Annotated in this window: 20 protein-coding genes, 1 tRNA gene and 1 pseudogene; 11 read left to right on the top strand and 11 right to left on the bottom strand. The window is 59.6% G+C overall.

Annotated features, from left to right (window positions below):
• Window positions 1–141: 141 nt before the first annotated feature.
• Both D1Y84_RS04225 and D1Y84_RS04220 read left to right on the top strand, forming a co-directional pair.
• On the top strand, window positions 142–636 hold the full coding sequence (locus D1Y84_RS04225; RefSeq protein WP_124847412.1) for a hypothetical protein: 495 nt from the start codon (window positions 142–144) through the stop codon (window positions 634–636).
• Between the two features lie 34 nt (window positions 637–670).
• Window positions 671–1258, top strand: a complete 588-nt coding sequence (locus D1Y84_RS04220) for a hypothetical protein (protein WP_124847411.1) — start codon at window positions 671–673, stop codon at window positions 1256–1258.
• Between the two features lie 14 nt (window positions 1259–1272).
• Here D1Y84_RS04220 and D1Y84_RS04215 read toward each other — a convergent pair.
• Window positions 1273–2945: pseudogene (locus D1Y84_RS04215) on the bottom strand (CTP synthase).
• Between the two features lie 243 nt (window positions 2946–3188).
• Here D1Y84_RS04215 and D1Y84_RS04210 point away from each other — a divergent pair.
• Both D1Y84_RS04210 and D1Y84_RS04205 read left to right on the top strand, forming a co-directional pair.
• On the top strand, window positions 3189–4964 hold the full coding sequence (locus D1Y84_RS04210) for a hypothetical protein (protein WP_148092683.1): 1776 nt from the start codon (window positions 3189–3191) through the stop codon (window positions 4962–4964).
• A gap of 12 nt (window positions 4965–4976) precedes the next feature.
• Window positions 4977–5984, top strand: coding sequence for a hypothetical protein (locus D1Y84_RS04205; protein ID WP_124847409.1), 1008 nt, complete (start codon window positions 4977–4979; stop codon window positions 5982–5984).
• A 27-nt stretch (window positions 5985–6011) separates the two neighbouring features.
• Here D1Y84_RS04205 and D1Y84_RS04200 read toward each other — a convergent pair whose 3' ends face one another.
• Window positions 6012–6659 carry an arylesterase gene (locus tag D1Y84_RS04200; protein ID WP_124847408.1) on the bottom strand — a complete coding sequence of 216 codons (648 nt, stop codon included), beginning with the start codon at window positions 6657–6659 and terminating at the stop codon, window positions 6012–6014.
• A gap of 176 nt (window positions 6660–6835) precedes the next feature.
• Here D1Y84_RS04200 and D1Y84_RS04195 point away from each other — a divergent pair, with 176 nt between their 5' ends.
• From D1Y84_RS04195 to D1Y84_RS04185, 3 genes are all read left to right on the top strand, one after another.
• Window positions 6836–7981, top strand: a complete 1146-nt coding sequence (locus D1Y84_RS04195) for a radical SAM protein (RefSeq protein ID WP_124847407.1) — start codon at window positions 6836–6838, stop codon at window positions 7979–7981.
• 364 nt (window positions 7982–8345) lie between these two features.
• On the top strand, window positions 8346–9410 hold the full coding sequence (gene moaA, locus D1Y84_RS04190; protein ID WP_124847406.1) for a GTP 3',8-cyclase MoaA: 1065 nt from the start codon (window positions 8346–8348) through the stop codon (window positions 9408–9410).
• 69 nt (window positions 9411–9479) lie between these two features.
• Window positions 9480–10400: a proline dehydrogenase family protein gene (locus tag D1Y84_RS04185; RefSeq protein WP_370245701.1), complete on the top strand. Its 921-nt coding sequence runs from the start codon at window positions 9480–9482 to the stop codon at window positions 10398–10400.
• Between the two features lie 57 nt (window positions 10401–10457).
• On the opposite strand, the gene D1Y84_RS04180 is transcribed toward D1Y84_RS04185, so the two are convergent.
• Genes D1Y84_RS04180 through D1Y84_RS04170 form a run of 3 tightly spaced genes read right to left on the bottom strand, consistent with a single transcriptional unit; the run spans window position 10458 to window position 12671 of the window.
• Window positions 10458–11093 (bottom strand): DUF3106 domain-containing protein, encoded by a 636-nt coding sequence (locus D1Y84_RS04180; protein ID WP_158615313.1) that lies wholly within the window; start codon window positions 11091–11093, stop codon window positions 10458–10460.
• Between the two features lie 43 nt (window positions 11094–11136).
• Window positions 11137–11697, bottom strand: a complete 561-nt coding sequence (locus D1Y84_RS04175) for a hypothetical protein (protein WP_124847404.1) — start codon at window positions 11695–11697, stop codon at window positions 11137–11139.
• An 11-nt stretch (window positions 11698–11708) separates the two neighbouring features.
• On the bottom strand, window positions 11709–12671 hold the full coding sequence (locus tag D1Y84_RS04170; protein ID WP_233581108.1) for an RNA polymerase sigma factor: 963 nt from the start codon (window positions 12669–12671) through the stop codon (window positions 11709–11711).
• Window positions 12672–12954: 283 nt separating this feature from the next.
• Between D1Y84_RS04170 and D1Y84_RS04165 the strand changes: the two genes are divergently transcribed.
• Window positions 12955–13029: transfer RNA gene (locus tag D1Y84_RS04165), tRNA-Val, on the top strand.
• 5 nt (window positions 13030–13034) lie between these two features.
• Here D1Y84_RS04165 and D1Y84_RS04160 read toward each other — a convergent pair.
• A complete protein-coding gene (locus D1Y84_RS04160) occupies window positions 13035–14258 on the bottom strand; it encodes a site-specific integrase (RefSeq protein ID WP_124847403.1) in 1224 nt (407 codons plus the stop codon).
• On the bottom strand, window positions 14255–14536 hold the full coding sequence (locus D1Y84_RS04155; protein ID WP_158615312.1) for a helix-turn-helix domain-containing protein: 282 nt from the start codon (window positions 14534–14536) through the stop codon (window positions 14255–14257). The genes D1Y84_RS04160 and D1Y84_RS04155 overlap by 4 nt, the downstream gene beginning before the upstream one ends.
• Before the next feature lie 1458 nt (window positions 14537–15994).
• Between D1Y84_RS04155 and D1Y84_RS04150 the strand changes: the two genes are divergently transcribed.
• The 3 genes from D1Y84_RS04150 to D1Y84_RS04140 all read left to right on the top strand — a co-directional run bounded on the left by D1Y84_RS04150 (window position 15995) and on the right by D1Y84_RS04140 (window position 19235).
• The gene (locus tag D1Y84_RS04150; RefSeq protein WP_124847401.1) at window positions 15995–17623 is read left to right on the top strand and encodes an EAL domain-containing protein; all 1629 of its coding nucleotides are present in this window, start codon (window positions 15995–15997) and stop codon (window positions 17621–17623) included.
• Window positions 17624–18038: 415 nt separating this feature from the next.
• Entirely contained in the window at window positions 18039–18614 is a 576-nt protein-coding gene (locus D1Y84_RS04145; protein WP_124847400.1) for a recombinase family protein, read from the top strand.
• 42 nt (window positions 18615–18656) lie between these two features.
• Window positions 18657–19235 carry a hypothetical protein gene (locus D1Y84_RS04140; RefSeq protein ID WP_158615311.1) on the top strand — a complete coding sequence of 193 codons (579 nt, stop codon included), beginning with the start codon at window positions 18657–18659 and terminating at the stop codon, window positions 19233–19235.
• A gap of 142 nt (window positions 19236–19377) precedes the next feature.
• Here D1Y84_RS04140 and D1Y84_RS04135 read toward each other — a convergent pair whose 3' ends face one another.
• The 4 genes from D1Y84_RS04135 to D1Y84_RS04120 all read right to left on the bottom strand — a co-directional run bounded on the left by D1Y84_RS04135 (window position 19378) and on the right by D1Y84_RS04120 (window position 22553).
• On the bottom strand, window positions 19378–20163 hold the full coding sequence (locus tag D1Y84_RS04135) for a DUF4145 domain-containing protein (RefSeq protein ID WP_124847398.1): 786 nt from the start codon (window positions 20161–20163) through the stop codon (window positions 19378–19380).
• Window positions 20164–20175: 12 nt separating this feature from the next.
• Window positions 20176–20631 carry a hypothetical protein gene (locus tag D1Y84_RS04130; protein WP_124847397.1) on the bottom strand — a complete coding sequence of 152 codons (456 nt, stop codon included), beginning with the start codon at window positions 20629–20631 and terminating at the stop codon, window positions 20176–20178.
• Between the two features lie 523 nt (window positions 20632–21154).
• Window positions 21155–22138: a zinc-binding alcohol dehydrogenase family protein gene (locus D1Y84_RS04125; protein ID WP_124847396.1), complete on the bottom strand. Its 984-nt coding sequence runs from the start codon at window positions 22136–22138 to the stop codon at window positions 21155–21157.
• Window positions 22139–22157: 19 nt separating this feature from the next.
• A complete protein-coding gene (locus D1Y84_RS04120) occupies window positions 22158–22553 on the bottom strand; it encodes an SgcJ/EcaC family oxidoreductase (protein WP_158615310.1) in 396 nt (131 codons plus the stop codon).
• Window positions 22554–22558 lie beyond the last annotated feature (5 nt).

Genomic DNA, 22558 nt, shown 5'->3' with positions numbered 1-22558 from the left:
GCCGCGGGGCGGAGGCGGTTCCGAAATGGTGCGACTGCCACGCTGCCAGAGCAGATGCTGCTTTGCCTGCTGCCGGCCGGCTTGCTAGACTACGTCCGATTTCGAAGTGGACTTTCATTCTCTGGCAAGCGGGAGTCAGCGATGGTTGGTCGAGGGAACATGCGGATGCGCGGGGTGCTGGCCACGGTGCTTGCCGGGTGCATGCTTGCGGGTGCAGGGGCGTTTGCGCAGGCGAATGGCAGGGTCTTTCCGCCGGTTGTGCTGGCTGCGAAAACGGTCGTGATCCTGAACGACACGCACACGATGACGGTTGAGGATGGCGCTACGGCGGCGCTGAAGCAATGGGGGCGTCTGCAGGTGATCGACCATGTGGATGCAGCAGACATCGTGCTGCACTTTTCAAAAGCGAGCACTCACGACACGAGCAACAGCCAGACCCGGGACCCCAAGGATAATTCGCAGAGTTACGGTTTCAGTGTCAGCAGTTCCACGGATGTGAAGATGACAGCCACGGCGAAGGGTGGGTTCGCGGAGTTCTACTCGACCTCTACGGGCGATGGGAAGCAGAAGGCCGGGCGGGAGTGTGCACAGTCGTTCATCGAGGCATTCCAGGATGCCCAGCGCTTGAAGCGTTGAGCGGGCAGGCGCCGCTGCGCACCGGAGATAAGGCATGATGGCTGGCCGTTCCTGGATAGTTGGTGGCGGCGAAGTAGGTCGCAGGCTGCTCGGGCCAGGGCTGCTGCTCGCAGCGCTGCTTTCTTCTCGTGCGACGGCCGCATATGCCCAGGCACCGGCGAACGTAGCCCCGGGATGCGGCCCGGGCGATGCAAGTTTTGACGTGCAGGATGGCAAGTCCGGAGGGCAGGAGACAGGACCACCGGCCGGCAAGGCGGTTGTCTACATCATTGGCTACTTCAACTCCGCCGCAACGAAAGCCACCCCGACGATCCGCGTCGGGATGGATGGTGCGTGGATTGGGGCCACCCGGCACAATTCGTATGTGCGGGAAGAGATCGAGACAGGCACGCACCATTACTGCGCGCAGTGGCAGTCCAGGCTCAAGAGCCTTTCCAGCCAGACCTCTCTCTACAACTTTGTAGCCGACCCCGGGCGGGTCTACTACCTGCGGGCGGCCGCGCACTCCGACGCCGGCGTTGGCGGCATCACATTTCCCTACCTTGCATTGGAGCCGGTCTCCGAAGACGAAGGCCGGCTGCTGCTGAGTGAATCGGTGCCTGCTGTAAGTACTGCGAAATAGCAGGGGGCGCCGCTTTACAGCGGCACTGCCTGCTCATCCACTTTTTCCGCCTCAAGCACGCGCTGCCGGTTGCGGTAGCTGGCTTCCACAAACGCTGAGAACAGGGGGTGCGGCTCAAGCGGCTTGGACTTGAACTCGGGGTGAAACTGGCAGCCAACGAAGTAGGGGTGATCGGGGATCTCGACGATCTCCACGTAGGTCGCATCGGGGGTGGTCCCGGTGATGCGCAGGCCTCCGCCCGTAAGCACGGCTTCGTACTCCCGGTTGAACTCATACCGGTGACGGTGGCGCTCGGAGATCTCGGTCGTGCCATAGGCCTGCGCGGACAGGGAGTCAGGAGCCATCACACAGTCCCATGCACCCAGGCGCATGGTGCCGCCCATTTCTTCGACGCCGGTCAACTCGCGCAGCTTGTAGATGACGCGGTGCGGCGTCGCTGGGTCGAACTCGCTGGAGTTGGCGCCGGCCAGCCCGCACACGTTGCGTGCGTACTCAATGCAGGCGGTCTGCATGCCGAGGCAGATGCCGAAGTAGGGAACTTTCTCTTCGCGGGCGTAGCGGATGGCGTTGAGCATGCCTTCAATGCCACGCTTGCCGAAGCCGCCGGGCACGAGAATACCGTCGAAGCCCCGGAGCTGCTGCGCATAGCTGGGCGTTTCGAGGCCCTCGGCTTCGATCCAGGTCACGCGCAGGCGCAGCTTGTGACCAAGCGCACCATGCGTCAGTGCTTCCTTGAGGGACTTGTAGCTGTCCTCGTACTCCACATATTTGCCGACGACGGCGATGGAGACTTCGTCCTGCGGGTGATAGGCATGCTCGAGCAGCTCGGTCCAGCGGCTCAGGTCCGCAGGCCGGGTCGTGAGGTGCAGATACTTCAGGATGAGCTGGTCCACCCCTTCTTCCGCGAAGTTGAGGGGACCTCGTAGATGGAGTCCACGTCGCGTGCGCCGATCACTGCCTTTTCTTCCAGGTTGCAGAACAGCGCGATCTTGCTCTTGATGTCATGCGAGAGCGGGCGGTCCGAGCGGCACAGCAGGATGTCGGGCTGGATGCCGATTGAGAGCATCTCTTTTACGGAGTGCTGCGTGGGCTTGGTCTTGAGCTCCTGCGCGGCAGCGATCCAGGGCACCAGCGTGACGTGCACGAAGACGGTGTTTTCGCGGCCGAGCTCCTGGCGCATCTGGCGGATGGCCTCGAGGAAGGGAAGCGACTCGATATCGCCGACGGTGCCCCCGATTTCGACGATGGTGACATCGCAGGCACCCGCGCCGCTGCTCGAGTGATCAGCCCGGCCCGCGACCTTGCGCATCGCGTTCTTGAGCTCATTGGTGACGTGCGGGATCACCTGCACGGTCTTGCCCAGGTAGTCGCCGCGGCGCTCCTTGGTGATGATCTGCTCGTAGATGCGGCCGGTGGTGAGGTTGTTATCGCGCGTGAGCCGGGCATGGGTGAAGCGTTCATAGTGGCCGAGATCGAGGTCGGTTTCGGCGCCGTCGTCGGTCACGAAGACCTCGCCATGCTGAAATGGCGACATGGTGCCGGGGTCGACGTTCAGGTACGGATCAAACTTCATCAGGTTGACGCGCAGTCCGCGACTCTCAAGCAGGCAGCCAATGGAGGCTGCGGCAAGACCTTTACCCAGCGAGGAAACCACACCGCCGGTTACGAATATGTACTTTGCTGACAAGAGAAGCCTCCCGGATTGAACGCATCGGTGCTGTACGGGTTTGTACGGCGAAAGAGCGGGTAGGTACGATCTAGTATCGCAGACGGTTTCCAGAGTGCAAAGCACTGGAGCTTCACAGACTCACCCCCACGAGTCCACAGGGTGTCGGAATGCAGGCCCCGAGGGGGCATTATCGAGCGCAATAGCAATGGCCTGGATCCCGGTACGTCCAGGGCCGGGAAGCGCCAGAAGAATGACGGCACGGTGTCGAGGCAGCCTGCAGACACAGCCGAGTACGCGCTGCCTGCGACGAGCCGGGCAGGCTTGGCGGGATTGACCCGCTGGGAACACTGGCGGCATACGAGTGCCCTGCTGGCTACCGTGGTGCTTGCCGCGTGCGCGATGGCTGCGTCGTGGTCGTCGCGGCACTGGCCACTGGTGAACGACGCGGCGCTGATGCACTACGTGGTGCTGCTGATGCAGGCAGGCATGACTCCATATCGCGATATCGGCGACATCAACCTGCCCGGGGCCTACGTGCCGGAGTGGATCTCGACGCTGCTGGCCCGCACGCTCGGGCTATGCCTGGCCTCGGTGTGGCGACTGATGGATCTTGCAGCGGTCGTGCTTGCAGGGCTGGCGATGCTGAGGATCGCAGGGCGCAGTCGCTGGTTTGCCGGGGTCTTTGCGGGCACTTTGTTTGCCCTGTACCACGGGCGCGACGGGATCGGCCAGGCCGGGCAGCGGGACCTGTGGCTGACTATGCTGCTGTTGTGGGCGGTTGCCGTGCTGCACTCTGCGTGGCCCGAGACACACAACAGAACGACAGGGCGATGGCAGGGCAAGATCTTCGGCTTCGGACTGCTGGTCGGGGCGGCCACAATGATCAAGCCGTTCGAGGCGATGTTCCTTGTGTGCCTGCTGCCGTGGCTCGCCCGTGCGGCCGGGGGCCCTGCTGGCGGCACAGCGCTGTTCCGGGGGCGAGCACTGGGCATGGCGGCTGCCGGGTTCTCGTTGCCGCTGTTGCTGGCAGGATGCTTCCTCGCACACTGGGGTGCACTGGGTGCCCTTGCCTTTGTATTGCGCGTCGATCTGCCTTACCACGTGCTGCTGGCGCGGGTTCCATTCTGGCAATTGCTGCGAGCAAGCAGCATTGCGTCGGTGGCCAAGCTTGAGCTGCTGCTCGTTGCCTGCTGGGTAGCCTGCAGGATTGCCGGCCGCGTGCAACTATCCGGGATACTCTCTGGCAGCCGGCCGGGAGATCTGCATCGCAGGCCGGGATTCCCGAAGCCTGGATCGAGCAGGGACCGTGCCTGCGAGCGTACCCTGCTGCTCGCTGTGCTGCTGGGGCTGGTTTCGTTCGTCGCGCAGGGCAAGGGCTTCCCCTACCAGCGTTACCCCTTTGTTGCCTTTCTGCTGCTGTACAGCGGGCTCCAGTTTACGGCGGCTGTTCGCAGCAACCGCCAGCTGCCAAGGGCGCTTGGGGTGGCTGGTTTCGGCTTCGGGGTGCTGCTCATGGCGCCTTCGTATCTCCGGGCGGTGGAAAAGGCGCAGTGGTCCACGCCGACAATCGCGGCCATGGAACAGGCGCTGTTGCGTGAAGCAGGACCGCAGGGTGTGCGTGCCCTCGACGGTGAGGTGCAGTGCCTCGACCTGATTACCGGCTGCACGGATGCCCTGCTGCACCTGGGCGCGCGCGAGGCGACCGGTACGGTCTACGACGAGTTCCTGTTTCCGCAGGCGCTCGCCGGGAGCCGCGGCGAGACGCTGCCGCCGCCAGGCGACCTCCCTGCAGCAGTGCTGCACGGTCAGCAGCAGTTCCGTGAGGCGCTCGAGGCGCATCCTCCAAGGGATCTGATCATCACGGAGTGGCTGTTTCCACAAGGGCCTGGGCGCTATCGCAAGCTGGAGCTGTGGCCCTGGTTCCACGCGTACCTGGCCGCCCACTATCGTTTGGCAGAGCAGCACGATTTCGTCCGGGCGGAAAACGGGCCAATGGGCTTCCGCCTGTATGTGCGACGCGACGAAACTTTCCGGTAGGGTAGGGAGATTATGCGTGCCTTGCTTGCCGTTGTCGCCGCGTGTCTTGCCCTGCTGCCCGCCATGGGTGGGGCACAGGATGCGCCGGGCCGCCAGAGACTGATTTTGAAAGATGGCAGCTACCAGGTGGTGGTGCGCTACGAGGTCAAGGGTGACCGCGTGCGCTTCCTGTCGGCCGAGCGCGGCGAAGGCTGGGAAGAGCTGCCGCAGTCGCTGGTGGACTGGGACGCGACCGCGCGCTACAACCACGAGCACGCTCCCCAGGCCACGCCGGACCCAAACAGCCCAGCCGCGCAAGAGGCAGCGGAGCTGGATCGGCAGGCAGCCGCGCAGCGCGCCGAGGAAGCGGGCCGGCAGCCGGAGGTGGCGCCGGGGTTGCGCTTGCCGGACGAAAGCGGAGTGTGGGCGCTGGACTCGTACAACAACGAGCCCCGGCTGGTGCGGATCCGCCAAAGTGACGGCGACCTGAACCTGGACATGGGGCACAGCGTCAAGGGTGCGGCAATTTCGCAGGGCGGCGCGCGCGACCTGATCCGTTTACAGGGGTACAAGGCCGTGGTGTCGTTCCACGTGGCGCGCCCCGTGTTCTTTATCGCGGTGGATACCCGCAGCCAGGCGCCAGCCCGGGAAGACGCGATGGTCGTGGATACGCATGGTGCCTCGTCGGAGAAGACGGGCAAAAGCGACCCGCAGGCATCGCCAGAGAACAGCTACGCGCTGGTGCGTTTGCGCGTCGGCAAAAATGAGCGGGCGGCTTCGGCCCTGCAACTGCGCGGGCTTGGTACGGGTGGCGAAGCTGACGGAAGCGCCGAGATCGTAGCCACGGAGCGCAGGCTGCTCCCCGGCGGCCACTGGATGCAGGTGGAGCCCCGCAGCGACCTGAACCTGGGGCAGTACAGCCTGATCGAGTTGCTCCCCGGCGGCGGATTCAACCAGGATGGATGGGACTTCGGTGTGAACCCCATGGCGCCCGACAACAAGGGCGGCTTTTCGCCGGTGCAAAAGGAAGAGGCCCCGTAACTCGCTGCGCCGCGCCCCGGTGCTGATTTATCTGGTCAGCATGGGTTCAAGGTAGGGCAGCACGTTGAGCGCCACGTGTTCATACCCCGCACTGTTGGGATGGATGTAGTCGGAACTCATAAGGCCGGCGACGCCATACACGTTGTTGAGCAGGGAGGGCACCAGCGCCACATTGTTTGCGGCAGCAACGCTGCTGTAGATCGGGTTGAACTGCGCCACGTAGGCTGCACCCGCCTGCAGGTTGGGCGGCATGACCACGCCTGCAACCAGCACGCGAATGTGGGCCTGCTGGAGCGACGCAATGATCGTGTTGAGGTTGGCAACGATGCCGGGAATGGGCTTGTCGTAGATCGCGTCATTGGCGCCGAGTTCGAGCACCACGATGTCGGGGTGCGCCGCGAGTACCGCACCGATGCGGCGCAAGCCATCCTCCGTGGTATCCCCCGCAACGCCCTGGTTGATGATCGTCGCGCGGTAGCCCTGAGCCTGCAGGTCGCGGCCGAGAAAGTCCGGATACGTGCTGCCGGGAACGCTGCCGGTACCGGCAGTCAGGCTGTCGCCGAAGAAAACAATGGTCGCTGGCGCGGCTGCCTGGACGGAACAGGCCGTGCACCAGGCCAGAAGCGCAGCAAGGGGCTTGAGAATAGCCGTGGCCTTGAAAGATGTGCGGGGCATCGTGCGCCCATAGTATCGGAACACCGCACCCGGGGAGGCTGATTGCAGCACACATTTGAGGATCGGGAGTAACTTCCCAGCCTGGCGGCGCGATGAAACTCTCTAACAATGTCTGCTGCGAACAATGTCCGCAAGACGGGTCGACTTCTCTACACTGGAAGCCCAGAGGCTTTCTCATGAGCAGTTTGTTTCCGATTGTGGCGCCAGCGATCAAGCCTGAATCGAACGACTCCGGACTTTCGGCTGCCGCTCAGGCCGCCGAGGAAGAGAAAAACCGTATGCGGCGGTACTTCCAAAAGCCCGGCTCGCAATCGGAGCTGAGCGCCGTCGCGGAGCAGGAGCCGGTCTGCCTCTACCTTGAGACCACCAATCGTTGCAACCTGCTGTGTACCACCTGCCCGCGCACCTATGAGCAACTGGAGCCCGAGGCCGATATGCCCTGGGAGCTGTTCACCTCGCTGATTGACCAGTACCCCAGGATTGCGCGCGTGGTGCTGCACGGTATCGGCGAGCCGATGCTGGTCAAAGACATCGCGCAGCGCGTGCGCTACCTGAAAGATCGCAACATCTACGTACTGTTCAACACCAATGGAACGCTGCTGAACGACGCCAACGGTCGTGCCTTGATCGAGGCAGGGCTGGACGAACTGCGGGTCTCGCTCGATGCGGCCGAGTCGGCGATGTTCCAGATGGTGCGCGGCAAGGACTTTTTCGACAGGATCGTGTCGAACGTGCGGAACTTCACACACCTGCAGCGCGAGCTTGGAGCGCCGCGGCCGCGCGTCAGCCTGTGGCTGACGGGTTTGCGCGAGACGGTGAGCCAACTGCCCAACTTTGTGCGCCTGGCGCACTCCATTGGCGTCACCGAGGTGTACCTGCAGCGGCTGGTGTTCTTTGACGACCCCATGAGCGAGCAGTCGCTGGCGCGCGCCGAGTCCGCGCTGTTTGAGCACACCAGCGAGGATGAGCACGCGATGATTCGCGAAGCAGAGACGATCGCCCGGGAATTGGGCGTGCTGTTTTCGGCTTCGGGCGCGACAGATCCCGGTGAATCGATCCGGATGCAGCGCACCGATAATCCCTGGTCCCTGTGCCGACGCCCCTGGTCGCTGATGTACATCACGGCGAACGGGCGAGTGTTGCCATGCTGCATCGCGCCCTTCAGCATGAAGGGATACGGGAGCTTTACGCTGGGTGATGCAACGCAGCATTCCCTGCGGGAGATCTGGAACGGCCCGGCATACCAGCAGTTCCGCGAAGGATTGCTGACCTCCTCGCCACCACCCGCCTGCGTCAATTGCGGGCTGCGGTGGAGTCTGTAAGTACGGACGGCGTGCTTACTCGTAACCTCCATCGCTGTTCCGCCACTGGATACGCAGCGGGTAAGCAACGTCGCGGCGATACACTGGGACCGGTGAACGATCGGGCGCACCGGATGCAAACAAGGGCTGCGCCGAGCTGCCAGAGAGCGACAGCCCGGAGACGGATTGCTGATTCTGGCCGGGCCGAATCGTTTCGGCGCGAGTGTTTGCCTCCTGTGAAGCGCGCTCCACGCAGGCTTGCGTCGAGGCGCTGTTTGCCGCATCAGATAAACAGATCGGATAATTGCACGCGGGCCAGGGTCCATGTGCCAACGCATTGAATCTGCACCCTGTTTTGCCTTGCTCCTCGCGCTTCTACCCGCCTATGGCCACGACCTTTCCCGACATCCCGACCGTTGTACCCGCGGCGCTGGCAGGCGCATTTGCCGCTGCACGGCCCAAGCTGATCGACAAATTCGGGCGGCAGATTACGGATCTGCGGATGTCGGTGACGGACCGCTGTAATTACCGCTGCGTGTACTGCCGCACCGGGGAAGAGAGCTTTACCCCCATCGAGCTACCCATGGCGGACTACCTGCGGATGGTGCGGGTATTTGCCTCGCTGGGCATCGAAAAGGTACGTCTGACAGGTGGCGAGCCGCTGCTGCGGCGCGGGCTCGTGGACCTGGTGCGGGAGCTCTCCGAGGTTCGGACCAGCACGGGGCAGCCCCTGGACCTGGCTATCACCACCAACGGGCACCTGCTCGAAAAGCTGGCCCAACCACTCAAGGATGCCGGGTTGAACCGGGTGACCGTGAGCATGGACGCGGTGGAGCCGGAGACGTTTGCCCGTATCACCCGGGTGCCGGGTTCGTTTGCCCATGTGTTGCGCGGCGTGCGCGCCGCGCGGGAAGCAGGTCTCGGCCCGGTAAAGATCAACTGCGTGCTGCTGCGGGGCTTCAACGATCACCAGATCGTCCCGTTCGCCGAGTTCTCGCGTTCCGAGAACGTGATCGTACGCTTTATCGAGTTCATGCCTCTCGAGGAAGACCGCATCTGGGCGCCGGATACGGTGGTGCCGCTCACCGAGCTGCTCGAGCGGCTCAGCGTGTTCCGCCCACTGGTGGCACTGCCCGCGAACAACCCAAGTGAGACGGCGCGCCGCTACACTTTCGACGATGGCATGGGCGAGATCGGCGTCATCGCACCGGTATCACAGGCTTTCTGTGGGGCCTGCTCGCGGGTGCGCCTGACATCCGATGGCAAGATTCGCACCTGCCTCTTTTCGCACTTCGATCACGACCTGCATGGGATTCTGCGGCGGGGTGGTTCGGACGACGACCTCGCTGCGTTCATCGAGGCGACGATCCAGAAGAAGGAAGCGCGGCACCACATCGGCGAGGCGGGCTTTCTGCAGCCGGGCCGGACCATGGTGCATATCGGCGGCTAGCCGGCCAGTTTCGTGATCGAGCCGTCGCACCGCGCCCTGCCTGCCTGCATGCAAGAATGAAACATCCACATGACCATGCTCCGTTCCACGTTTATCTCTCTTTCGCGCAATCAGCCGCTTCGCCGCTTTTCCGAGGCTTCGGCGGCTGGCCGCCGTATCTCGTCGCGTTTTGTAGCCGGGCTTGAGATAGAAGATGTTTTAAAGGCCACTGCCGCGCTGAACCGGGATGGCATCGCGGCGACGCTCGACAGCCTGGGCGAGAATGTGCACACACCGGAAGAAGCGAAGCGCTCTGCCGCGATCTACCACCAGCTGCTCGATGCCATTGGTGAGCGTGGCCTCAACGCCAATGCCAGCGTCAAGCTGACGCAGATGGGCATGGACCTGAGTCCCGGTCTGGCAGAGCAGATCGTGGGTTCGCTGGTGGAGCATGCACAGCGGGTCGGTACGTTTCTGCGGGTCGACATGGAGGGCAGCACCTACACGCAGGCGACACTCGACCTGGTGTCCCGTCTTCACCGGCAGTACCCGGGCAGCATCGGCGTCGTGATCCAGGCGTACCTGCGGCGCTCCACGGAAGACGTGGCGCGGCTGATCGAAGAGGGCATCCGGGTGCGGCTCTGCAAGGGCGCTTACCAGGAGCCGGCAACGCTGGCATTCCCCGACAAGGCCGATGTGGACGCCAACTATGTGCGCCTCACGACCACGCTGCTTGCCAGCGGGCTGTACCACGGTATCGCCACGCACGACCCCCGGATGATCGACGCCACGCGCAGGATCGTGGCCGAGCAGGGACTGGCGAAGCAAAGCTTCGAGTTCCAGATGCTGTACGGGGTGCGTCGAGACCTGCAGCGCTCGCTGGTGGCCGAGGGCTACAACATGCGCGTGTACGTGCCGTTCGGCCACGAGTGGTATCCGTACTTTATGCGCCGCCTGGCAGAGCGGCCGGCCAATGTGCTATTCCTGGCCAAGAACTTCTTCCGCAGCTAGAGCGTGGCCCCTGCTAGAGCGTGGCCTCTGGTGGAGGCCGCAAAGCTAACGCGGCCTTTACGGCTGGTAAGGCTCGATCGAAAGCAGGTTGCCGAGGACCTCGCGCTCCTGCGGGGAGTACTCGGCCTGGAATCGCGCCGAGTTCAGCGCATTCGCTCTCTGGTCCTCTGGCAGGTTGCGCAGATCGTGGAAGGCATCACGCACCGCGCGGCGGCGGTCCGGGTTCATCTGGCTCAGCATCTGGCTGGCGCCGCGAATGCGCTGCTGCCGCTCCACGGGCAGCGCCATGAAGCGTTCGTTCCGCTCCATGACGCGCTGGCGCTGGGCCGGCGGCTCCAGGTCAAGATGGTGCAGCCGCTCGATCAGCTGCTGCTGCTGGGCTGCTGGAAGGTGCGCGAAGCCGGGTTCGCTGCGCAGGGCGTTCTCCTGCTCGTTCGGCGGCAGGGCCTGATGCTGTGCGAACCACTGCGGCAGATGCTGACCGGGCATCATGCGGCCACCAGTGCGCGGGTCGACACGCAGCCCCTGCATGGACTGAGGAGCGCGCTGCTCGGGCCTGCCCTGCTGCTGCGCACAGAGCGATGCAGTGGCAAAAGCAGTGGCGAAGAAAAGCACGAGGAGCGGCCGCGCGATGCATGCGGCTGCCGACCTCGTCCCGCCATTTTCTCTGCTTGTCTCGCGCTGCTTCATCATTCCTTTTGTGGCTGCTGCATCTCCGGGCGCCGTGCGGGGAGATCTACTGCTGGGTAGTGGTATCAGGCTCGTCCAGCGCGGAAAGCTGCTGAAACACCTGGGCATTTTCGTTCAATGATTGCAGATCGCGCACGGTATTGGACGCCTGTACTCCTTGTGCGGGCCTGTTGCTCGTCTGGCTGGCCAGGTCGAGCCATGTGCCGCCCCCGACCGCGAGCACCAGCCCAAGGGCTGCTACCCCGGCCGCAGGGCGGAGCGCCCTGTTGCTGAGCAGCAGGCGGGTAACAAACCGCTCACGGAACCCGGCCCATCCTCGTGCCGGGCGCGCCTGCTCCTCGCGCAGCAGTGCGCCCATGCGTGCATTCCAGTAAGGCGAAGGCTCGGGCGCCTCCCAGGTGTCGAGCAGCTGCATTGTCTGCTGCAGCGAGCCCAGTTCCGCGGAGCAGGACACGCACGTGTCCAGGTGTGCACGCACCGGGGCCGGAACAGCAGCTGGATCGAAGAGCAGGTCAGGCATGGCGGCCACAACGCTGGGGCAGTCCATTGCTAAACCGCCGGCGCGGGGGCTTTCGTTTCCGGGCTGCTTTCTTCCCTGACTGGTCATGTGGTACCTCCTCAGACGTATTCCTTCAACTGTTCCCGCAACGTCTGATAGGCGCGGAACAGCAGTGACTTGGTAGCGGACTCGGAAAGCTTGAGCACAGCGCCGATCTCGCGATAATCCATTTCCTGGTACTTGTGCATCAACACGGCTTCCCGCTGACGCTCGGGCAGGCTCATGACCTTCTGCCGGATCCCCAGCATGCGCTCGGAGCGCAGCAGGTTCTGCTCTGCGGTCAGCCGACTGTCCGCCACGTCCGGTGTGGTGCCTGTATCCGCGTCCGGCTGATCGAGATAGACGTTCTGCGCAGCCTTCTCGTGCTTGTGGTCGCGCGCGTAGTTTACCCCGAGGTTGGTTGCAATCCGGTACAGCCAGGTCGTGAATTTGGCTTCCGCGCGGTAGCTTTCCCGCGACCGGTACACCCGCAGAAAAACCTCCTGCGCCAGCTCTTCCGCGACTGCCTGGTTTCCGCACATGCGGAACATGTAGTAGATGATCTGCTTGCGGTACTTCTCGATCAGGTACGTAAACCCCGAGTCGTCGCCCTCGCGGACACGCAGCATGATGGCAGCGTCGGAGCTGTCGTCCGCTGCCTGCGGAACGCCCAATGTCCCCGCACCCGGCGGGAGCACTGCTGCCCAGTCTCGACCATAGGTTGCGCTCGCCATGTTCTCGTGAACCCCGTCCGCGTCCAAAGGTTGCGCGTCCGGATCCGGTTCTTTCGCGGAGAACGGCTCGTTTCCGGAACAGAAGTCGGGGCCTGCTTCCAGGGCTGGGTCGAGGTCTGTCTCTGTGCCTGGTGCATCCTCACGCTGGTCGCAGGCCGACCCTGCAGCGTCTTCCGGGTGCTGCCCGCTTCCCTCCGGAGCACGGTTGCCCACCGGCTCCGCGCGCCTTTTGGCAGGACCCGGCCCCTCCGGGCGGGAGGCAGAGGCTGCCTTGCGCGCATCTGCGTGGAGGGGATCAGCTGAGTCCATGGGCACCCTGCATATTGTACGCGGGGCATAGAGCCGGCTGGGCTCCGGCACAGCCAGCCACGTGGGCAGGGGGAGGCCGGCAGTTCATACCGCCTGCCTCAGTCGATGGGCCCAGCATAGCCGGTCCTGCGAACAAGCCCGTGCAAGTCAATGTCCGCCCGCCAGCGAAGCCTGGGCAAGCCAGGGCTGGCAGGCCCCTGCTTTGAGTCCGGGCCTTCCCGGTGGTATGCTCTGAAAAGTCGCAGCGCGCCCCGCCCGGGGCTGAAGCGCGATCTTTTTTGTCGGGCGCATAACTCAGCGGTAGAGTGCCACCTTCACACGGTGGAAGTCCAAGGTTCAAGTCCTTGTGCGCCCACCATTAAATCAACAACTTGCGGATGCAGAGCCGGAATCTGGGAACAGATTGGGAACAGGAACAGCGCCTGTCCATGAATCCGGTGTGAAGGTTGATGCAAGTTCAAGCTGGGCTGCGCGAACGACAGCAGGGATGGGCTGAACATAAACGTCCATCGTCATAGCACTGGTGGCGTGGCGAAGGGACTCTTGAACTGTCTTGACGTCTGCTCCCGAAGCCTTCAGTAGTGTGGCGAACGTGTGACGGAAAGTATGCCAGCTCACATGCTTCTCGATTCCGGCAACTTTCAAGGCAGGCCGGACATGGTCTTCCATAACGGAATTGCCCCAAAGTGGAATATTCCCTCCTGCCTTGATCGAAGCGAAGATCCAATCCATCCCGCCCCGGTAAGGAGAGTTCTGCCGCAGCGCCTGTAATGCCCTGCAGACATCAGGCGTGATGGATACAGGTCGGCGGCTGGCGGCATTCTTCATCGGCGTTATCGAGCCTTTGACTACACTTCGTGTTAGAAGCAGAGCCAAGTTCTTGACATCGAGATCCTGCCACTGAAGGCCGCGCAGCTCAGAGAACCTCAAGCCGGTAGAAGCAAGCAAGTAGACCATGGCCCGATATGGGTCTTCTAAAACGCACAGTAGTCGCTTAATTTCATCTGCCGTGAGGATCTGGGGGCTTTTCCGCCGGGTAGCAGACTGGCGAACGCCGCTACCTTTAACCAGCCCGATGATTGGGTTTGCGTCTACTAGGCCGTGCCGTATGCCGTGGTTGTAGACAACGCTCATTACGTTGCGCAGCTTCGCCTTGCTGCTGTTTGCTAGTGGCAGGGAACGTAGCCACGCTTCCACATCTGGTGCTCTCAAGCTGGCTGCAAGCTCTGTCCCCCATCGCGGCACGATGTGATTCTTAAGGCAGTCCCTATATACGTCGCAGGTGTGATCTGTCTTGTTGCTCCTCTCCATTCCAAGTTCGAGCGCGGCGTAGTGCTTCACAAGCTGGCCCAAGGTGAGCGGCTTGCTGGAAGACTTTGCGCTATTGATCTGAAGATTCATAGCCTGCACAGCCTTTTGCGCTTGGGATTTGGATCTAAGTTCACTGCAAGGGCCGACGATGATCTTCTTCTGGACGGGTGCGCCTGCTGGAGAGGCTTGCCGCCAGCGGTAAATCCAGACGTCGCCATGTTTACGCGGCTCCTTTGTAAGCGAGCCGACTTGGAACGATTCACGCGTGAGTTTCATTTAACCTCCTGATTCACGCGAGCGGACTGGCTTGAAAACGAGTCTACGGTAAGCAGCAGGGCATGGTTCAAGTCTGAGGATCGAAATCGCCAGAACTTACCACACTTGTAGCCGGGGATTTTCCCTTCCCGTGCCCAGCGGAGAACAGTACGCTCTTTTATGTGAAAGCTTTCTGCTACATCTTTCGCGCTGATCAGCGGTTCGAACAGAGCAGGGTCAGCTTGGGCAAAGAGGAACTCAATAACCGCAGGTTCGGGAGATACGGGGATAGTGTGCATGTCTCTTCCTTCAGGTTGCATATGTGCAACCACTGGTGAATGGTTCGCGCTGCTCTACAGCCGATCGCACGGGAGCGCGTACGTGTGCAAGAAGAAAACGAGAGGCGCAATGTTGCGAGCGGACCCCAGGCTCAGGGAATCGCGCGATGAGCCTAGAAGGAGCCTTTACGTGCGACTATGAGGGTGTTGTTAGCGCAAAGCCGATTGTTTCTGGCTAGCGACTTGGCTACAGTGATTCGAATATTCGGTGCAGCTCTGCCGAAGGTCGCTTTAGTGCATATGTGCATTGGTCAGAACTGGAAGCGAACCCATCCGGAACAACTCGCTCGGGGTTACAAGAGGCGGTCCGGCATAGCTTAGCGGAGGCTGGACGCAAGCACTTTAGGATGTCGCCTTTTGCTAGCTATTCTCGGCTTTGGCTTTCTTCTTCTCCGAGGACGTCTTGGCCTGTCGTCACCGGTACACTTCAGCAACCCTTTGCTCTGGAAGCGAGGCACGAAGCGCAGACAATTTAGTGCTTCGAGCGTCAAAGCGGGGTGGCGATACAGCTCGGCGATATCGTCGGAGGACGTCTTGACGATGTAGTTCGCCCATGCAGTTGGGTTATCTACAGGCTCTAGGTGGTTCATCTGAGCGAAGTCGCAAAGAATAGCATTAGCGGCACGCTGCAGATTGTCCAGCGACTCGTCGCAGAGCAGCAGGCCATGCAGGTGGGGATTGAAGTGCCCGGGATAGATTCCAAGCTCCAAGGCTATGAACCAGTGAGCTGCCTCAACAGAAGTAAAAATCTCTCGGGTACGTCGCTGGAGTTCACGAATCTTCGCGCGTAGCTCTGTAGTATTGCAAAGTGGCTGAATGAGGGTGACGGTAAACGCCACCAGTCGCTCGGATGTAGTTTTCCTGAGCACTCGATGAAGAGCGGCACGCTGGCATCTCCTTGTCTTGTGTAGACAGCAAGGACAGAGGCTGTTCGAGCATGGGCAGCGACGATCTCGCAAGTGAGACGCGATCTTATTCAACTGGTATAGCTCTACGTAATTCAATTCACGCAGACGGCTATACCCACAATTCATGCGGAGAGATTCTCTAAGGTTTAAGAGGGAAGGGGTCGCAAGAATAAGCTAGCTCCGTAGACTGGAAAGTGACTGCTAAATAGTCTATGTCCAGAGCATAGCGCGACGCTTGGAACGATAGTAGTCTTGACTTGCTAGAAGGTCAACTCGGAAGGCAAAAAAGCTCATGTGGAAATGTCGACAAGCTGTGGAAATCAAGATTTCAGCTGCCACCTAGTTTTCAGGCGTGGGTCGGTTGCGCAAACGCTAACAGACAGCAGGGCCTGTAGCGTTGCCATATGAAATAACAGTCAAGCCTTCAACTTTCGATATCTTGCTATTTGCAAGATAGGGGTGTAGGTGTCATAGCTCTGAGCCTTTTGCTCTAGCTCGATGTAGGAGGCGTATGGCGACAGATGAACTGAGCCTACTTAAGTCGCTGGAGCGAGGAGAGATCTCTCCCTTTTACCAGCCTTTAAGAGAATTGAGGACGGGGCAGCTCGTCGGTTTTGAACTGCTTGCCCGCTGGGAGCATCCAGAGCGAGGTTTAATGCTTCCATCTGAGTTCATCCCGGCCGCTGAACATGCTGGTCTTCTCACCCAACTCACCGAGCAAATCCTAGCAAAGGCATTTCAGGCCGTCGCTGTGTTCCCTGGATCGTTCATCTTGACTGTAAATATCTCCCCCAAACAGCTGCTCGACCGAGATCTTGTTCCTCGACTCCTGCAAATAGGACAGCGACATAACTTCCCTTTCAGCCGCCTCGCGATCGAAATTACCGAAACAGCACTCATCGAGAACCTAGATCACGTACAAGCCATTTCGCTCGAACTTAAAGCCTTGGGCTGCAATATCTACTTGGATGATTTTGGCACCGGCTATTCAAGCTTTGCGCATCTTCAAACTCTGCCGTTTGACGGGCTTAAAATCGACCGGAGCTTCATCAAGAGCATCGCGAAAGTAAGACAGGATCGAAAGATCGTCGCTGCTCTGATCGGACTGGGACAGAGTCTCGGAATCACAGCGATTGCCGAAGGAGTGGAGACGGAGGAGCAGGCTAGTATGTTGCAGTATCTAGGCTGTGACGTAGTGCAAGGGTACTTGTATGGCAAGCCCGAACCCGCGAAGCACATCCGCAGCTTTATCGATGCTGCTTATCCTCGCGCCCTTCCGGGAGTTGCTCTGCAGGGTAGTGACCTAAATCTATCTAGCCTTGAGTCTCTTCCTATCGAGCGGGTCGCACAACTACAAGCGATATACGATGGCGCTCCCGTTGGTCTCTGCTACCTCAGCAAGAATCTTCGTTACGTAAGCGTGAACCGAAAGTTGGCAGAGATCGATGGAACTACCATATTGGCCATGCTCGGTCGAAGTGTGGCGTCAGTCTTTCCGCAGTGGTTCCCGATTTACGAGCCTTTTCTTCGCCGCGCTCTCCAAGGTGAATCGTTACATGACTGCGAATTGTCACGCCCTTCCCGTATCGAAGGTGAATCTAACCAATTCATTCTTTTTTCGTGTGAACCCGCCAGAGATGAAGCGCGCGAGATCATCGGTCTCAGTATTGCCGTCTTGGACATTACGGAGCGAAAGCGAAAAGAAATAGAACTTGTTGAGAGCGAGCAGCTTGCCCGCGCTCTCCTCGACTTGAATCCTGAGACACCGTGGGTTATGGATGGCGCTGGGAACATTCTTGATTTTGGGAGCAAGTGGGAGGAGCTGACGGGCTTCTCGCGTGAGGCCGTACTTAATCTCGGCTACTTGAACACGTTGCTGGACGAAGATCGGGCCAGAGTGCTCTTGCTTACGGAAAGTGCCTTATCGACAGGTTCTCCGATCGATTACGAATGCCGTGCCCGACGAGCTGACGGGACTTGGTTGTGGATACGGGTGCGAGGCAAAGCTGTTATGGACGAGAGCGGCAAGGTATGGCGCTACTACGGGAGCACCGAGGTGATCGACGAACTCAAGAGGCTTCGGGAAGCTGTGTCGATCAAGACAAGCCACGGTGGTGTTCCTTCCACTCAGATCACCTAACTGGCGGCCGCGTTCCGTTATTCAAGTTCGGACATTCTTCGAATTATCGAAGAAGCCCCCGTTCCTGGGTGTGGGTCGATGCACATATGCACTTCACCAGCGAATGGCCCCCAAGAACCTCAGGGGAGAACGCACCTATCCTAGCCCGAGGAAGGCCATTCTAAGAGCGGCTCATATTTTTCCAGCACCCCCTCCTAAACTGAAGCTGATTGGGTGACCCTACCGTGCAAAGAATCGCTGCGGGCATGACTGGATCGTCCCTTAGGACAGATCAGGCCATGTACTGTCCAATCTGGGTATAGGCTGCCTTGACATGCCGCAGCGGCGTTAAAAGCGTAGAATCAGGATCAATTTCGCGCTGACTTGACGTATCTGACCGATGGTCTTAGAGTCTGATCATACACTTGGGGGCAGTATGAGCGGGCAAATGATCGGTTATCGGCGAGTATCAACGGTGGAGCAAAATACGGCGCGTCAGCTAGACGGGCAAACCTGCGATGAGATCTTCGAGGACAAGGCCTCAGGGAAGGACGCCGGGCGGCCAGAATTGCGCAGGATGATGCAGCACGCTCGCAAGGGCGATGTGGTGCTTGTGCACTCGATGGATCGATTGGCGCGCAACGTGGATGACCTTCGAAAGATCGTCTCTGAGCTAAATACCAAAGGCGTGGAAGTGCGCTTCCTGAAAGAGGCTCTGAGCTTCACCGGGCAGCAGAACCCCATGAGCGAGATGATGTTGTCGATTCTTGGGGCAGTCGCTCAGTTCGAGCGGAGCATGATCCTTGAGAGGCAACGTGAAGGCGTGGCGATTGCAAAGGCGGCTGGCAAGTACAGGGGCGGCGTCGCAAAGCTCAAGTCTGAGCAGGTAGAAAAGCTGAAAGCGCTCTTAGCTGGCGGGATGCCCAAGGCAAGAGCCGCCCGGGAGTTCGGGATCACTCGTCAGACGCTCTACAGCTACATCGCAGTTGAAAGAGCTACTAAGGCTAATTGAGCGTCGGCTGCTGGACTCTCCTCTCGTGCGATTGGGGTTTCAATGCTAAAGATGCATGTAGAGCTTGCGTGGGAGCTTTTGCGGGGAGCGTTTGGGGACTCCTTCGGGGATCTGGGGACTAATCCACTCGGCTGGGCCATCACAATTTTGTCTCCCTTTCTGCTGCTCACTCTGAAGTTCAGGAGAGAGTCAGAGAAAGCGAGCTTCGGCTCCTTTATCAAGGATCGAAAGCTTGAGTTGAAAGATTTCGCGTTAGCTTACTTGCTTCTTTGGGGAGGGGTGCTGATCTTCGAGGTGTTTTGGAGTCAGCCTTCCAAAGTTTGGAAGCAAGCCGCAACGACTCACCCAGCTCCAACGAGCCGCACCCCACTGCCTCCTGACGGTGAGTGGTACCAAGGCGTGGATCATCAGCCGATCTCCGCTACCTTCAACTCTCCAAAGGGCTTTTCAGGACGGCAGCTGCGCTTACCGTATCCACCAGCCGATCTGGAGACTACGGTTTATTACAACGGAATCGCACAACGTCGCGCACTCGATTACAGCCTAGCGGGCGAGATGGTTCTTCTGCACTTTGCTGTTCCTTTGGGCGACTCGATCATGATTAGTTACCGTCATTACTGAATGCAAATTAGAAATGCTTGCGCCTGCACTACACTTTGGAGGCATAAACCAATGGAAATTATTCGGTCCACATCGTTGCTCAATCGGCGGGGCGCGAGTGACCTAATTTACGCTGATCAATTAAAACAGATGTAGCCCGCGTCTACGTAGCAGGCTCGCCTGTCTGAGGTATCCTCTTCGCTTCAAGCAATAATGCTTCAACTGTTGAACGGTCATCGTAAAGACTTTCTAGTATCCGCTGCAGGTAAGCGTGAGCTTTGGTAACCTCTTCATCGGTGACTAGTCGCCATTCGTCGTGCAGCACATCATTACCGAGAACACGAATCTCCTCGTGCGCGCGCCTCTGCAATGCTCTGGTGATCACACCATCTTCAGTTGCTGCATCGATACGCTTCTGAAGGTCATTCATCCGTGGAAAGTTCTCTCTGGTGTAGCCACTCGCCTTGAGAGCCTTCTCAAGCGTCGACCTGAAGAGGGCAGATGCTGCACGGTTGCACTGAATCGACACGCACTTTTCCGCTTCTCTAAATTCAGCTTCAATCTCTGGCGGAACGTCGGGTGGCAATGGCAATGATTCTATAGCTTGCGGCAGGAAGTCCACCAACAGTGGACCTGATGAAAATGAATCGTCAACGATCGTGGCTAGGCTACCGCGATGACAGCTTACGCATTGACCTGTCACATAGACAGTCTTAGCAAAGACGTCTTTTCCATATTTGACAGGCTTGACTCTGCTGACCTCTTCCCGCGGTTGGAAGATGGTATCTGCCCTGCAGTCTGGGCATCGAGTGGTGACAGCATAATTTTCGGAGTTCGAAAGACGTGCAGTCATAATGATGCGAGTATAGATGGCCGAGTCGAAGAGAAACCGTGACTGTCTGAACTGCTGCGCCTCGCCTATTCTTCTCCAAGGCTCCTGTTCCAACAAGCCGATATGGGTCTACTTGAGCTGCCCTTGACTCGGTGTAGTGTTCGAAGCAGGCTTGCTGAGATCAGCCAAATCTACAACCGTGAACACAATGCGCGAGTAGGCTTCCGCTTCTTTGTCGCCAGTTTGTGGCGCGCCGCTGACTAGATCTGCTGTAGAGATTGAAACGTGCCCCACTTGTATGTTGATTCCATCTGTGCTGGCTAGCAGGCAGTCTCCAACTTCTCGCAATCCCAAGCCTGTCGCCTGAACTCGGACCTTCCAGAAATCGGCTTGCTCAGCCTGGACTGTCAAAGTGAAATATGGGCCGAGTTTTGGGTTGGGAATCGATGCGAGGACGTATGAAGCCACATTGAATTTCCATTGCCCATCTGGTGATTTGCAGTTGAGAGTGGCAAGGGAAGTCGCATTTAGACGTTGGGCCGAGCACAACATGAGAGCTGCACCGACAAAGAACTGTTTAAACATCTTTGCTGCTCCCGATTGAATTTTTATCAGTCTAGCGCTGAGCGCTGTCTTGCGGAATGAGTTCACCCCATTTATTGCATGTGCTCCAGTGAGGGCCAGTCCACTCGGTGCAGTTGGGAACAATTCGGGAACGATAGCGAGAACTCAGGGTGATTTTGCAGGCCTGAAAGGGTCGCTACTGTAGGCTAAGTTGTTGATAACACATGAGAGTAGATGATTCACACGGTGGAAGTCCAAGGTTCAAGTCCTTGTGCGCCCACCATAATCAACACATTTAAAGCGCTTTACGAAAGCGTCGTTATTCTCGTGGCATTGCGTACGCCATGCATGCGTTCATGACAAGGATTGCTCCCTTTGCGCGCAGCCCGTGTTCTCGGTTGCTCCCAATGAAACCGGCTTGACGGCAACGCCGCTGCCCCGCTGTTGAGCCCGAAGGTGAGATCGCTGGCAGCGCCATTGCAGCGCGACTATGTTCCCGACAGGAAGTTAACGTGCGAGACGCAGCAAGCGCGATCTCCCGGCATCACCCCGGAACGAGAACGACGATCTTACCGCCCGCTTTGTTTTCCTCCATAAGCCGGTGCGCCTCGACGATCTCGTCGATCTGGAAGACGCGGCCTATCTGAAGCTTCAAGCTACCTGCGGCAATCTGTTGGGCGAGCTCCTCGAGTGGAGTGCGCATGAAATCCTTTGAATCGCCGGCATACGAAGTGAGACAAACAGCGGTTGGAATGCTCTCCATCGGCGCGAAGCTCTCGAAGGCCCACTGATTCCCAACGATGCCGGTCATGCAGACGACTCCGCCTTCGCAAGCGCAACCAAGAGAGTCCTTCAATGTACTGGTACCGATGAGTTCCAGCACTTTATCCACTCCGTCCGCATATATGTTCCGCACATCATCGGCTACCACGCCACTGTCCAGAAACACGTGGTCCGCTCCTGCAGAACGAAGCGCGTCGATGCGATCAGGGTTTCGCGTGGTGGATGCTACCTGGGCTCCAAGACGCTTTGCAATCGCGGTGGCAGCTAAACCCACAGACGTGGTGCCACCTCGCACAAGTAAGCTCTCACCCTTCTGCAATCGCAATGAGCGGAAAAGAGAACCCCACGCCGTCTCCAGCATCTCCGGCATTGCTCCCAACGTGGTCCAATCCAGGCTGGTACGGATGACCTGCACCTGGTTGGCGGGAACGCAGGTGTACTCGGCATAGCCTCCGTCAAACGCACGCCCCAGACCCCCCATCGCCGTCGCCACGACCTCGCCCTGCTTGAACACTCCCCCGGGGGCTTCCTGTACAACTCCAACGGCCTCGATGCCGAGCACACGCGGAAACCTGACGCTCGGCGAATGTCCCTGCCTGGTGAACAATTCGGATCGGTTCAACCCAAACGCTTTTACTCGGATCAGCACTTCGCCGGGTTTCGGCGTTGGGATGGGTATGTGCTCAATGTTTAAAACCTCTGGACCACCTGCTTTGCGGATCACGACTGCTTTCATATCCGGCATGGGTTTTCTCCTGAATACGTTAGGCGCGAGGCGGGTTGGTCGTCGAGAAGCAGTAGCGGGCGATCTTCCATTGGCCTTCGACCTTCTGCAGGACGAATAGTTCCTGATTCGCTTCAGCGGAAGACCCCCCGGTTGCGTTTACCAGAACAGTGCCTGCGGAGTTGGTGCGAGCAAAGGCCCACTCCGAGGAAACCGCGTGAACCTCTTCTATTTTGAATTTGACGGTGAGCTGAATCGTGCCGAAGACAGCTCTGTAAGCCTGTCGTACGGCATCGACTCCCACGCTGGATGGAAAATGCTGTGGCATAAAGATGCCATCAGCGGCATAGAGCTTCATCACTGCTTCCGTATCGGACTGGTTGAGTGCCTGTTCGTACTCCTCGAGCAAGGTTGTGATTGCCTGTATGTCACTCATCGGTT

Source organism: Acidipila sp. EB88, assembly GCF_003858395.1.
In the GTDB taxonomy this organism is placed as follows: domain Bacteria; phylum Acidobacteriota; class Terriglobia; order Terriglobales; family Acidobacteriaceae; genus EB88.
This window is presented reverse-complemented; position numbering and strand designations above follow the sequence as displayed.